This is a genomic window from Glaciecola sp. 33A (genome assembly GCF_002836745.1).
Lineage (GTDB): Bacteria > Pseudomonadota > Gammaproteobacteria > Enterobacterales > Alteromonadaceae > Glaciecola.
Genome location: NZ_PJAR01000030.1, coordinates 42,036 through 56,076 on the forward strand (window position 1 = coordinate 42,036; position 14,041 = coordinate 56,076).

Consider the following 14,041-nt stretch of genomic DNA (forward strand, 5'->3'; position numbering starts at 1 on the left):
AATTTGCTACTAAATATCATATTAGAAGGGCTTTTTAAAAGTTGTCATCACTTTTTCCTAGCGCTGTTACTTTCACTGTTGAGGCTGCTGAGTAGCCCGTCAGGGAGCGGTCGTACATGGCTTCAGCAAAACTTGCGGGGACCTTGAAGTTACCAGCCGCGGTTACCTTCACTTTATAAGTCATTTCAGTCACTCGGTTGGTAATATTGCCATAAAATATAATACGGTCTTCTCGTACATCGATGTAATCAGACTGCCAGACACCCGAGCGACGATTAACCGACTCGCGAATAACGTTAAAACCACCTGGAAGTAAATCGACAATAGCCATATTTGCAATATTTTTAAGCTGAGTAGAACGTACGCGTAACCTAACAGTAATTTCATCACCTTGCTTTATATTGGTCGCAATTTCACCGTTTTTGTTGATGAAGGCTCGCTGCACTTCAATACCATTGGTTTTAGCTTCACTGAGCAATTCCGCTGGGTAACCCGCTTGCATATTCACGTAATAAAGCCCACCAAAATTTTGCAACGCGGTACGCTGAACAGTTGCTTCAACACGCTCTGTACCAATAGGATAACTAGCCGTCGCAAAAGGTTGATAAGCAACTTCAAGCGGCATTTGCTTTTGCATGATGGATGCAATAAAAGTGATTTTTCTGTCGATTTTCTCTAACTCATCGTTCAAGATATTCACAGATTTAGTCGCAAGTTGACTATCATCGTTACTAGCACCACTGTAAATAGCGCTATGATAAGCGCCTAAAGCCAACGTACTATAAGCAGCCGAAATCGTATTGTATTGGCCTTTATAGATAGCTTGCGTGATATTAAGAATGGCCTGCCCAGAAATGACCTTAAGGTGCTCGGGGAAATGCGTTGCCACAAGAAACAAGTATTGAGCATCTAACTTTAAACGCGGCGCTAAGCCGGCGAAAGATTGTTTAAGCAACTCGCTTTGGTCGCTTAAATCATACTCACTAATCAGCTGTCTGGCCTCCTTATCTTGCTGCATTAACGCATAACTCGCTGCAATATAAGCGCTTAAAATATCTTTGCGCCAAGCCGCTTTGTGTTGCTTATTCAGCGTGCTAACTAAATCAATTAGTAGATTAGATGTCACCACGCCACTGCGGGTCAGCAAATAAATGCCCTGTGCGTGTTTTCTTAAGGTCAGCAGACTCAAGCTAGCTGAACTGTTACTGCCACTTGACCTAACAAAGTTGGCAGCGGCGTCGTCCAAATAACCAAGGCCACTGGCAAGCATGTCCTGGGGTACTAGATAACCCAGTGCTTTGGCTTCAATTAAAAAGTGCATTACATATAGAGTCACATCAATATCGTTGTCTTGCGCACTCGGCCAATATGAAAAACCACCAGCATAGCTCTGTCGTTGCCGCAGTTTGCTAATAGCTTGAGCAAACTGCAAAGCTACCGTCTCGTTCTCAGGCGCGTATTTTGCTAAGTTAGATAAGCCCACTAATGGGAATACCTGACTGACGATCTGTTCGGTACAGCCATGCGGATATTGCGCTAAATAGGCACTCAAACCCTCGGCTATCACTAACGGACTCGTCGACGCTTTTACTAATTGGTTTGACTCTGGTGCAAGTAATTTCAACGGCGTATCAATAGCTATTTTACCGTTGCTAGCCACACCTGTCGTTATATTCACTACAAATGGCATTGCCGGGCGCACACTCAAGGTTGCGGTTGCAGTCGAGTGCCAGGTTTTACCTGACGCATCGGTCGTCTTTACATCAAAATTTATTTTAGCGCCGCCTAAAAAGTCGTTAGCTTTGACTCTAAAACGGATAGCCTCTTCTTGGTTTTCACTTAATTGTATTTGTGCTCCATCACTACCAACAATACTTATATGTTTGCTAGTACTTACTTGTATTTCAATCGCAGCGTTATTTAAGGAATCCTTAACAACATTCGCAACATTTAGGGTGATATCAAATTCATCACCCGGAGCGGCATGATTAAGTACATTAGGTGTTAATACAAAAGGCCCTCTGACAATTGTATTTTGTTGCGCACGTCCCATTGTTTGTTCACCCACCGCAATCGCCATTACTCTTAAGCCACCGGCAAAATCATTTGGCACGTCGAAGGTGTAGGTATTGCGGCCTTTTTTGGCTATCACTACACCTGACCAAAATACGGCAGGGTCTTGTACTTCGCGTTCAAACGGGTTTTGGGAGCGTTTAATTCGCCTGCCTGTCGCCATCTGTTCTTCACTCATGATCGCATCAGCAAACATATCACCACCTGCAGCTGAAAGCATTTGGCTTAACGCAAAGTCAGGCAAAATCAAATCTAATATCTGCATAGTGCGTACGTTTAACGCGCGTTTCTTTAAGAAGTACGCCAGCGGATCGGGTGTGCGGTAACTAGCAACTTGTAAGATGCCTAAATCAACTGCGAACACGGCGACTCTTGCATCCTCAGATACATCCAAATCAATCGTCATTGGCTGACCCGGCTGTACAATATCTTCAATTGTAAGGTCTAGATCCAACACCCGCTTTGAACGATCAATAGAGAAAGGCACTACGGCGTAACTCAATGGACTGGTAAATATTTCTTTTGAAGCAATATCGCGAACAAAAGCAACATTCACGTAGGCATTACCTTCTATCCCTTTTGGAATAGTAATAACTTGCACACTGCTCTTGGTGTCGCTAGTAAACCACTTGAATGTGTGCAGCTTATAACTTTCAATACTAATTAAACCACTGCCTGCGTAGGGTGCTTGAATACTTAACTCAATAGTATCACCTTCCTGGTAATCACCTTGCTCGAAAGTCACTTTTAGCTCCGCGTTTTTATCTAGCTGACCACTGTCGTTGGTCGCCCCTACAACCGTATACTCAAGGCTAAGTAGCAGTTCGCCATCTGCGGTCAATATATCGACAACGAAAGTACCTGCTTCGCTCGTATCTAGCGCAAGCTCGTCAAAACCCTCAAGTAGTGCGTAATCAACTTCCCTTACAAGCTCATTCTTTTGAATGCTTTCATACTCATAACGACCATTGTACTGCTTCACAAGCGTTGAAATGCGCTGCACTTTGCTTAAGCGCTTGCTTAGGTTCTCCATCGCAACTGGCAACAATTCATTATTAATGGCAATTAACGCTACGCTTCTTGCGCTGTCCCGATTCACATAGCTGAGTTTACCATCCGCTTTGTAGCCAAGGAGATAGGGCGATGGTGAATATAAAAAGCGTGCAGATGTGCCGACCGAACGCCCCCCAGATGCCTCGAAGCCTTTAGTTTGCAGCATCACACTGTAGGTCCCTTTGGTAAACCGGGTTAAATCAATAGGCACAATCGCTTGACCATCTGCATTGGTTTTTTGCTGCTCCAAGGTTTCATTAATCCGTGATAGACCGTCGGTGCTGTCATTTTTCAATTGGGGTGAGTAAAATGTCACGTTTTTGTATTCTTCAAAGACGAATTGAATCGGCAATAAGACCAGTTCGCTAGCCACTTTACGCGCTTGTGCAGGGACACCGAAAAGATTGTTCAGGGTGACTTCGTTAGTCAGCGTTGATGATGTTGTCCAGCCCTTGTTTGGTAACCCTTTTACTTGGCTGGTAATGGCCATAGTGTCAGCTTGAAACGCTTCAATAGCGAAGTTTACTGAGCCCACTTGACGGTCTCTTTTACTACTAGCGTTGTCGCGATCTCTTAGCAAGTGCAAACTGGCGGTGTAAGTTCCCGTGTTGAAACGCTTCTTTGTGATAAAGGAGGCATCCACAAATCCAAATTGGGCAAGTTTGATCTTTTCAACATAAACTTCTGTGTACTGGGCATCTCGAACCACTAGTTCAAGTGGGATATTACCTAAGTTCTGCAGATTTTTGCCCTTTACAATCATACCAATATTAACTGTTTCACCGGGACGATAAATACCGCGATCAGTGAACATATAAGCATTCACACGCTCATTATCAGAAAAATAAGCATATTCGCCGCCAACATTAAAACGCGAGTAATTTATTTGCCGGGTATAACGATTATAAGGAATAAACGACACATCGCCTTTTTGTTTTACGACGTAAACCACCGGCTGCTGTTCGCGCTCATAGCCCTTTGCTGATGGAAAAGTAACATGACCAAGGTTATCGGTGATCTTACTGAACAGTTTGGTGCCGTTTTTGGCAATCAATTCAATCTGAGCACCAGCAACAGGTGCCCCCGACGTTATTGACTGCACAAATATATCTTGGCTTTCATCTTGGCTGGTTTTCACAATAACGCCAAGGTCAGTCACTAAAACAAGCAGCTTGTCACTGACCCCATAAATTTCACGATTTCGCTTTTTATCCCATGCTTTTATTTCAACAAAAAACAGACCCAGCCCACCCTCCAAATTTGATACTAGGGCGTTCAAATCAACTGAAGCATAGTTTGCCGTTTTTAGGTCGTCGCTATTTGCGTTCATACTGATAAGTTGAGTATTAAATTGAGCTAGGTTGGTTTCGTTAAAGCGCCAGTTATAAAAACTAGGGTTGCTAATATCACCCTGTGTTTGTGACACCAAATGATAGAGTTCATCGTCAATGACTTTGCCTATACTGACTTGAACGTATTCGATACCTCGCGTTGAAAATGCCAAGCGCTGGTCTTTACTGTGAGTTAATACAGAACCCTCACCAGCAATGATAATTTCTTGTGGATATTTGGGAGCGACTAAAATACGATCAAAAAAAGCACGCTGAACAAAACCATTGGCAGAAGTTAAGCCCTCCTCCAGTTTCAAATACAACTGACGCCCTGCTTGCACATCTACTTTAAGTTGATAATTTTTAGCGTTATCTGAGGCGTTAGGCATTAATACATAATCTACTTTTTGAGCACTATTTAATACTTTAGTAGTCACTTCCCTTGGCCCTTGCCAATAACTCTTGCCGTTTTTATCTGACTCTTTTGGTAGCAGATACAGCGTAAATTTGCTAACTAATTCCTGACGTTCAATGGCGTCAGTAAAGCCAAGCAATACGAACTGCTCAGGCTCATCATCTAGGTTACGCAGCACTTTCATCTCTGACTGCTCTACCTTCAGATAACTGTATAAGTCAGGTACCATTACTTTGCTTTGATAGGCTGTGGTTGTTGCTTCACCACCGTAAATACTTTTAATACCTTGGCTAAACTTAATTTCTACAATGCGAGGTCGGTCAGGTAGCGTACCCACATCCAGAGTGGCCGTGGCAGAGAGCAAATCATCGCTAAAACTCAGCGTATGCAGTTGCGCTTTACCTAACTTGTTAGCCTCAACCTGATATGCCATAGATAAGGCCTGTTCTACACTTTGTTTATCGACTGGGTAATTAAATGCAATTTCTATGTAAACTTGCTTTAGCTTGTCCTCAACACTTAATTCAAATTCACTGATTTCAATCCTGCCTTGCAATGGCCGCGTAATAAAACTAAATTCATCGTCGGTGAATTTGTCTTTGCTCTCGAACACTTCTGGTGCAAAACTGACTTCGTACTCTTGTCCTGCTGGCCAAGGGGTTTCAGGTATAAAAATCAGTGTTCTATCGTTTCCCCAGCGCCATTTCCCCGTTTTATGTGGACTCAGCTTAATACCTGTTTTGACTTCCCCACCAATTAAATCTATCGGCGCAACTGAAGGATATTGAATTGTCATAATAGATGGTGTTGATGCAATTTGGGTATTTCGCAGAAGCTCTGGCGCAGCATTAGATGGCATTTGCTCAGTTATTTCAGGTGAATAGTCATTGCTGGTGTAGGCAAACTCGATATAAAGTGCTGGCACTGGATTCTTGTTACTTTGGCCCTCTAGATTATTGCCATCTTCATCATGGGACTCCAACTCACCTGAAAGTTCTGGGATAGTAATGACAGCATCGACCAATATAGGCTCAGGCAAACGTTGATAATAATCATAAACGTTGTAAGTAGCCCCACCTAAAAAAATAATAACGAGGCTCTGAGCGACAAATTTAACTGGGCTTTGCTTGCGCAAATTATCCAGATAGGCCAACCATGTAGGTATTGACCAATCAACTTTGCCAAATAGCACTACCAGAATTTTGCCGACGACGACAAAAGGAAAGCTCAGTGTTTTGAATAGAAATTGCATGCGCTTCATCCTAGAATGCGAGGTTGTTTAAGACCTAAAAGAGGTCATCTTTCAATTTTTGAAGGTGTTTAATTCACTATTATCTACAAGCTGGGTTTTGCGCTGATAATGCAATTGGATCAGGAGTATCAGCGATAGCAAAATTGGTATGCAGGCAACACTCGCATAGGCGCCAAAATCTGCGTTGAATAAGAACACTGCTGAGACTAATAATTTTAGCCATTCGAGCCAAATAGCGATCCGTTGATTCTCCATGAGCCAAGCCACATTAATACTCGACACAATCACAACAAAGGAAATACCTAACTGATAACTCACACTTAACGTATTTGCATTGATCAACAAATAAAGCGCGAGCAATGAAATAATGACATATTGCAGCAAACAGTAGATTTTAGTTATTAACGAAATCTCTGTTTGATACGCTGAAAATTGACTCAAATCTGCTCGAGCAAGCGGGAATTTCTGACTCACATCATCTGGCCGCCACCCTGTTCTGCCAAACCAAACCTTGAATTTTTCAGACCATTTTTGTGTATATAAACTGTCTTGTATGAGCTGCTTATAAACTTGGATGTTCGCGTAAAACGGGTTCCAACTTTTTAATGCTTTACGCACACCATAAATCGGTTTCTCATGGTCTAATTCGTCTTGATACGAACCAAAAAAACGATCCCAAATAATAAATACACCGCCATAGTTGCGGTCAAGATATACCTGATTTTGTGCGTGATGAACTCGGTGGTTAGAGGGTGTCACCATAAACCATTCAATGAATCCTAACTTACCAACATGGCGAGTATGAACCCAAAACTGATAAACTAAATTAATAGAAGCAACGGAAACCAGTAAAATCGGGTCAACACCGAAAAATGCTAACGGTAGGAAAAAGATAAAATTGAAAAAACTACCGGATGATTGTCTTAGGGCCGTGGTTAAATTGTATTCTTCACTGGAATGATGAACCACATGTGCAGCCCAGAAAAAACTCATTTCATGACCAAATCGGTGATTCCAATAATATAAAAAATCATAGATGACGAATACAGCAAACCAAACCGACATTGATTGCTGCAGTTCCAACAACGCAAAGTGCTCATAGAGTAAGATGTAAATGGTGAAAGGCACAAGGTTTTTCATGACGCCCATAATACGGCTTAAGCCACCAATACTGAGACTAGTAATGGCGTCATTGAGACGGTAATAATCTGTTTTTTTTACTTTTTCCGCAATGAGTTCAGCGGCAATTAACAGAAAAAATACAGGTATAGCAAAAAGGATAATGTTCATACGTACACCAAGTTAAACACATAGCTATACTAGTGTTGATAACGCAGTTAAGTCAAATGGCTTTATCGCAATTTCAATTCTTTGTAACACCGTTGGTTTAATTGACTAATGTTTAGTGGAATATGGCTTTTTTATCCTTACTTTATGTAGATGAAAAAAAATAAATCAATAAAAACAATAATTTAAGAATTGGCATACTGAATGCAAAGCAATGGAAAATACAAGGTTTTATGATGAATAAGACCAATACAATACACATTCGCACATCAATTACGGAGTTAGCCATGATTAACCAGATTCGTCGCCCTATTTACTCGTTTATAGGAATAACCCTTTTCAGCTTCACACTCAGTGGCTGTATTATTCACGTTAATGCCAAATATAAAGACTCGGATGCTGACACTGCAATTTACTCGTCAGATGTGAAGTCGACCAATAAGAGCGTTGAAGTCGGTGCAGGAAGAACCGTACAAGACGTAGGTTCAGTTAATGGCAGTGTTGTTATACAAGACAAGGTGACCGCTGCGCGTGTAAGCACTACAAACGGCAGCATTTCTATAGGCGACAATGTTAAGGTAGATTCGGTGAACGGCGTTAATGGTCAAATTGAGATAGGCGAAGGCTTTGTGGCAGAACAAAATGTGAGTACCGTTAATGGCCAAATAAAGATACAAGAACAAGGTCAAATTGGCGGTGAGTTATCAACCGTAAACGGCGACATTTCGATAAGTGATGTAATTGTTGAAACGGATATTGTTACTGCAAACGGAAATGTGACACTAAGAGACGGAAGTCTCGTGAAAGGCGACATTTATTTTAGTGGTCGCTCCAATCAAAAGTATAACAAAAACTATCCTGTGCTTTACATCAGCGCGGATTCCAACGTTGAAGGCGATATTATTCTTGAACGTCCAGTTGAGTTAGTACTTGAGAACGAGAGCTTAAAAAGTAAAGTTAAGCGCCTGTATAAAGACTGATAGTTGATTGCCCGCACAGGGAAGTCATGCTCTTGACATTGAAGCGGATGCTTTTATAGCATCTACTTCCTTTATAGCAGCCACTGCTCGTCTATAGTAACAAACTCTGAACTGGCATTTATCAACGAATTAGCGGTTAAGTTACGCACCCCAAAAACGATTGTTTTGCAACTATACTGTTGTCGTGTTTTGGTCAGCAAGCGATCAAAATCACCATCACCGGACAACAGAATAATCGTGTCAACATGAGGCGCAACCTCCAATATATCGATTGTAATACCAACATCCCAATCGCCTTTTGCAGAGCCATCAGAGCGCTGTATAAAAGGTTTGAGCTTTACGTCAAAACCAATATGACGCAGGGCACTTTGAAACTTTTGTTGCTGCGCGTCGCCGCGATCAATGGCATAAGCAAAGGCATTGACAATCTCATAATCATTCGCAATGGATTGCCAAAAGTGACGGTAATTAAAAGAGCGAGAAAATGTCTGTTTAGTGGTGTAGTAGATGTTTTGTACATCAACAAAAATAGCGGCTTTTTGCACTTCAATGCCCTTTATAATAAGAAGAAATGACAACAAACCCAATAATAACACTAATCAGATTAAAACGTCTGACTAGGATAAAGTGGGTCATTTAAATGCCTATGCTTATTTCTCTTATACTGGGTTTTTAACCATAATAGTTTTTGCCACCTTATTATTACCTTCCAATTTGATGCTAGTAATAAACAAGGGCTTATCAATATTTAGTAAGGTGGACAAAACACAAAATAGGCCAATAACTTGATTATTGAATGGAATGCTAAAAGTCTTTGTTGATGTATTAATATTGAGTATTCAATTTTTCTGTGATCCTTCAAGTTCTCGCCACTCATCAAATCGTTTTTTAAAGACCGGCCCTAATTTATCATACGTCTCCCAGCTATCCTCTATGTGATAAAGAGTTTCAGCATCAGAGCCCACAGCAGTTTCGTAGTCAGAATAAAATGGGGAACTTTCGTCGTTATAATAATACAAAGCGAAAAGGTTCCCTTGGGTATTGAGATCTTCATCAGTAAACTTTTCATCACAGTTGTCAACAAACCATGCTGCAGGTGATTGTTGTCTCGCCGCAAGCTCATTTAACGCGTCCGGAAATTCATCTAAATGTAAACTCCCAGCAAGGTCATTTAATAGACACCAAGTAATAAACATTGCTATATGGGTTGCCCCATTTATAGGTTCTAGGTCACTTGGGAAGTCACCTCCATAATGCCAAGACGCGTCATCATATTTCACTAAATCCTCCTTGAGGGGTAACGCTTAGCTCACCCAGGTAATAATTTGAAGGGTTTTTGAGATACTTTGCAAAAAAAGTGCAAAATTATGAGTCCGGTGTAGCGCTTGGTTATGCATCTGCTGCACCGCTAAATCCTGCGCCAAAGACGAGTTTTGTCAGTGCCAACTGACTACGCAAGTAACCACTATATTTGGGTAGATAATCGCTGACGTCAGCGGTGCGGGAGTGATAGAAAATATGCATACTAACTGGAGGCAGAACGTAAGACTCTGGGTAGTTTTGGGTTGGGATAAACGCCATTCGGAGGAGTGGAGCAACTGCCAAAAAGCCAACTAAGGGCAAGCCGCACGATCCACATGTACCTCGGCTCAGCGCTGGTGGGCGGCGGTATTTTTTGAACTGAATATTGTGGGCGTCGGGTAGTGATACGTTTTTTGCCCAGAGCAATGTTATGTCAGCGAACGGTGCGCTATAAACCGACTGGCAAATGGTGCAATGGCAAACGAACCTTGCAAACGGTCGACTGGTGATGCCTAACGCAGATTTTCCACAAGAACAGTTAAAGGTTTGGTTGGTCGATGTTGGCACGACTGATCTCCTAATGCATATGCCGCAAGCAACTGCAGCTGTAATGGAGTTTGTTTTTGTGCGAGCATTTTTGCGCACGAAAACAAACGGAGTGTAAGCTGTCAGATTGACTTGCTTTGTTATGAGCCTTTGACATAAAACGCGCTCGTGGTTGGTTCTTTGTAAGATTGGCCCAAGGTATCTAATAACCCATGAGCGAGCTCGACGACCAAGCTTAACGTATCAAAGCACCCAAGACTTCATTGTGACCACGAAACATTGTCATTTCATAAACCCTCATAGTTAATTATTTTCAATAGCTTACCCTGTTTTTGATGAATATTTCTACCGTTTTCTGTGTGGTTACAATGCATGCAAAGTAACCGCGCGTGCTATTTTTATATCTTTTCATGTTAAACAATGACCTAACGCAATTTAACCTGCAAATAGATGTTGTTACTATGCAGGCATTGTAATAACACCAACACATCTATCCCTAAGTACATAAATTATATGGCCTGTAGGACAATTTTCTCTCTTGTAAAACGTGGGTTACTGAACATGTTCAGTAACCACAATAATCTACGTTCTATTGATCAAGGACAAGGTAGCGACCGTTATTGTATGAGCTAAATTATTCACATTGTTTTACCATGAACGTACAATTGTTTGCTTAAGATACGTCTACTTTGCGCGCTGCTACGCTGGCGTTATTAATAGAGCATAAATATCAAACCTTCACTTAAAATAAGAAACTGACTATGCCCCAAAACGCCTCTCACTACCCCAACGCCTTGATTATTTTGCATTGGTTAACTTTTATTTTAATTGTTCTATCGTATGCTTCTATTGAAGGGCGTGAGTTTTTTGAACGCGGCACGGATATGCGCGATAACGCCAAATATATTCACTTCGTCGTCGGTTTAAGTATTTTATTAACCACCTTCGCTAGGATCATGTTTCGCCTTACCAGCATCGTCCCCGCTGCATTATCGAGTGGCCCACAATGGGTAATCAAGGCGACTAAACTCGGTCACTCTCTGATCTATTTATTTTTATTGGTAATGCCAATACTTGGTTGGCTAATAATCAGCGCAGAAGGTAAGTCAGTGGATATTTTTGGCATGACGGTTCCCTCGTTAATTGCAGAGGACCCCGAGTTAGGAAAGACGCTGGAAGAAATACACGAAACAATAGGTAAATTTGGTTATGCGCTGCTAGGTGGACATATGTTGATGGCGCTTTATCATCAGTATGTTTTGAAACAACAACTATTCAATCGCATGAAAATAACTCGACGTTAATTAGGTAGCCTTATACTCTGCACTATCCATACTAGCTGTCGAGCTGTTATTTAGTTTGATTCGTTGCTGATTGCTGAACCTCGGACAAATTTGTCTCTTGCCACTTACTAGTGTGCACACTCCTCCTGACTACCAACACAGAATAGTCAATTTGAACAAATTTAGACATCCGCCAATATGCGTAAAAGAAAATGTCTCAAAAAACTATATTATGGCATCACTTTCATAAATTCACTGAATTTCTGTTGTCCTTTGACGACCCATTCGGGCGTCGCTTCACCGGTGCCCGCATGAATTAAACCAGAATGTGACTGTATTACTTTTTCCAGCAATACGTACTGATCGTCAGTAATGTCGACGAAAAATATATGCTTGCCTTGCATAAGCAACTGTTGGAATTGTTTGAATTGATAATTAGGTACCTGTATACCAATAAAACCACCGATCCAAGTGCAAAAACCAAGTACCACTATGGATAAAAATGTAAACGGTAACCAACCTACTGAGGAAGTATGCCACTGAAACGTATAGGCTAACAATAACAAGAAGCTAGCGGCAGCAATACCTGCGGCGGCGCCGAGTCGTGTAGACCTCACGACATCTTGTTTCAACACGGCTTCAATAGCATGTAAATGATATTTTTCTACTTCAGCGTCATTGGCGCTTAATACATGAATTTGCGGGGTAAATAGTCCTTCAAACTTTAACTCTTGTTCAACCAATTTAAGGTCTGCTAGGTCACTGCTGATATAATACTGACGCTTCATTCGCTTTCTCCCAGTAAGGTTAGGCAACTCAGAAACCTGTAGTTAGATCTCTGATGAATAGTATAGTACTAAATTGCATTAAGTCGAACTTCGATGTAGTAGACTGCAATTGGGACATATGTAATCTACTGTAGAATGCGAGCATAATAACGATGACAGATGTGTACTTGAGGTAACCCAGTTTGGATAAAAACCAACTTATACCCGTTTCGGATATAGAACGACTTAAACAACAAATAGACCTTGAGAAAAATGCTCGAGAGCTTGCCGAGCGTCAATTAGAGGTGTACTCAAGAGAAATTCACTTAGCTAATAAGTGCTTAAAAAAATCACTAAATGACACGAAAAAAAAACAAGCTGAAATTGAGTATCTCACCGAAGCGTCCTATGATTTCTCTTCAAAGTTAAACCTAATTGACATTTTGCAAAACACCGTGTCACTTACTGGCAAGTTTTTTAATGCTGAGTATGGTATTAAAGCCGTTTTTAGTAAGGGGAAATTAAAAAGTGGCTCTAAAGCAATAATTTGGTCTTCCAATAATGGTTGGGGAGAAAATCACGAACTTCAATCATTCTTTTTTAAACATCTACCACTTGAGCGTCTCCCTTCAGACCGATATTATGCCGCCCCTCATTGGTTTATCACACCGCTCAATGAAGAGGATGCAGTTGGCGAGCAAAACTTTCAATGGATTATCTACATAAATCTTCAGTTAGAAAGCAATAATTCGGTGTGGATTGCTTTCCTAAGCAAAATCGAATCCCTTGATGAAGAGGCATTGCACATACTAGAAGTTGCAAAAGGTCACTTGCTAAGTGGAATTAGACAACACTTATCCGATGAAACAATCGCTCTGCGAAATACACAACTTCAAGAAACCGCAGATCATCTGCAAAACACACAAAAACAATTAATTCAATCCGAGAAGATGGCATCATTAGGGCAACTTGCTGCGGGGGTGGCTCATGAAATAAATAATCCCATCGGATATATTCGATCTAACTTGCAAACACTCAACGATTATATAAAGGAATTTAAACTTTCTTTTAAATTGTTGGAAGAAAAAATATATCTAAACGGCAGTTTATCTAAACAAGAGTTCAATGAAACAGTAAAGAAAAAAGAGATGGATTTTTTATTAGCCGATGCCGAACTAATCGTGAAGTCAAATCAAGACGGCATTCAAAGGATTAAAGAAATTGTTGTAGGACTAAAATCATTTTCACATACCGGTGACGATAACCTCAAACAAATATCAATTTATGAGTGCGTAAATAACGCTCTGAGCATGGTTGCAAATGAATTTAAATACCAACACCAAGTAATTAATGAACTGCAAACGACACTTCCCAAGGTATTAAATAATTACGGAAAACTGCAACAAGTATTTGTTAACTTGTTAATAAACTCCGCGCATGCGATGCCAGAGGGAGGTACAATGAGGATCCACAGTGAGTTACATAAACACTATTTATTAATTCATGTTGAAGACAATGGAATTGGTATGGATGAGAAAACTAAAAGCCAAATTTTCAATCCATTTTTCACCACTAAACCGGTAGGTAAAGGCACTGGCTTAGGACTCAGCGTAAGCTATGCAATCTTAGAAACACAAAACATTAGTATCGAAGTTAAATCAGAATTGGGGAAAGGTACCCGTTTTACGCTTGGCTTCCGTCTAGATTAATATATTGTATGTGAGCTCGATAGAGCTTTTACAATTAGTCTCA

At 40.9% G+C, this 14,041-nt stretch carries 9 protein-coding genes; 3 read left to right on the forward strand and 6 right to left on the reverse strand.

What is annotated here, in order from left to right; translation table 11 throughout:
* Positions 1 to 34: 34 nt before the first annotated feature.
* Together CXF81_RS05130 and CXF81_RS05135 are read right to left on the reverse strand one after the other, a co-directional pair.
* Positions 35 to 6,124, reverse strand: coding sequence for an alpha-2-macroglobulin (locus tag CXF81_RS05130; protein ID WP_198556323.1), 6,090 nt, complete (start codon positions 6,122 to 6,124; stop codon positions 35 to 37).
* Between the two features lie 51 nt (positions 6,125 to 6,175).
* Positions 6,176 to 7,414, reverse strand: coding sequence for a sterol desaturase family protein (locus CXF81_RS05135; protein ID WP_101180300.1), 1,239 nt, complete (start codon positions 7,412 to 7,414; stop codon positions 6,176 to 6,178).
* A 284-nt stretch (positions 7,415 to 7,698) separates the two neighbouring features.
* Between CXF81_RS05135 and CXF81_RS05140 the strand changes: the two genes are divergently transcribed.
* Positions 7,699 to 8,391 carry a hypothetical protein gene (locus tag CXF81_RS05140; RefSeq protein WP_101180301.1) on the forward strand — a complete coding sequence of 231 codons (693 nt, stop codon included), beginning with the start codon at positions 7,699 to 7,701 and terminating at the stop codon, positions 8,389 to 8,391.
* A gap of 71 nt (positions 8,392 to 8,462) precedes the next feature.
* Here CXF81_RS05140 and CXF81_RS05145 read toward each other — a convergent pair whose 3' ends face one another.
* From CXF81_RS05145 to CXF81_RS19810, 3 genes are all read right to left on the reverse strand, one after another.
* A complete protein-coding gene (locus tag CXF81_RS05145; RefSeq protein WP_198556324.1) occupies positions 8,463 to 8,936 on the reverse strand; it encodes an NYN domain-containing protein in 474 nt (157 codons plus the stop codon).
* 294 nt (positions 8,937 to 9,230) lie between these two features.
* Positions 9,231 to 9,671: a hypothetical protein gene (locus tag CXF81_RS05150; protein WP_101180302.1), complete on the reverse strand. Its 441-nt coding sequence runs from the start codon at positions 9,669 to 9,671 to the stop codon at positions 9,231 to 9,233.
* 109 nt (positions 9,672 to 9,780) lie between these two features.
* Positions 9,781 to 10,260: a GFA family protein gene (locus CXF81_RS19810; RefSeq protein WP_157825498.1), complete on the reverse strand. Its 480-nt coding sequence runs from the start codon at positions 10,258 to 10,260 to the stop codon at positions 9,781 to 9,783.
* A gap of 740 nt (positions 10,261 to 11,000) precedes the next feature.
* Here CXF81_RS19810 and CXF81_RS05165 point away from each other — a divergent pair.
* The gene (locus CXF81_RS05165; protein WP_101180305.1) at positions 11,001 to 11,543 is read left to right on the forward strand and encodes a cytochrome b; all 543 of its coding nucleotides are present in this window, start codon (positions 11,001 to 11,003) and stop codon (positions 11,541 to 11,543) included.
* Between the two features lie 209 nt (positions 11,544 to 11,752).
* On the opposite strand, the gene CXF81_RS05170 is transcribed toward CXF81_RS05165, so the two are convergent.
* The gene (locus CXF81_RS05170) at positions 11,753 to 12,310 is read right to left on the reverse strand and encodes an NAD/FAD-utilizing enzyme (RefSeq protein WP_101180306.1); all 558 of its coding nucleotides are present in this window, start codon (positions 12,308 to 12,310) and stop codon (positions 11,753 to 11,755) included.
* A 182-nt stretch (positions 12,311 to 12,492) separates the two neighbouring features.
* Between CXF81_RS05170 and CXF81_RS05175 the strand changes: the two genes are divergently transcribed.
* On the forward strand, positions 12,493 to 13,998 hold the full coding sequence (locus CXF81_RS05175) for a sensor histidine kinase (protein ID WP_101180307.1): 1,506 nt from the start codon (positions 12,493 to 12,495) through the stop codon (positions 13,996 to 13,998).
* Positions 13,999 to 14,041 lie beyond the last annotated feature (43 nt).

Bases quoted from the DNA above. Each gene is read 5' to 3' on its own strand.
- CXF81_RS05130 (WP_198556323.1), bottom strand. From the start codon at position 6,124: ATGCAATTTCTATTCAAAACACTGAGCTTTCCTTTTGTCGTCGTCGGC.
- CXF81_RS05135 (WP_101180300.1), bottom strand. From the start codon at position 7,414: ATGAACATTATCCTTTTTGCTATACCTGTATTTTTTCTGTTAATTGCC.
- CXF81_RS05140 (WP_101180301.1), top strand. From the start codon at position 7,699: ATGATTAACCAGATTCGTCGCCCTATTTACTCGTTTATAGGAATAACC.
- CXF81_RS05165 (WP_101180305.1), top strand. From the start codon at position 11,001: ATGCCCCAAAACGCCTCTCACTACCCCAACGCCTTGATTATTTTGCAT.
- CXF81_RS05170 (WP_101180306.1), bottom strand. From the start codon at position 12,310: ATGAAGCGTCAGTATTATATCAGCAGTGACCTAGCAGACCTTAAATTG.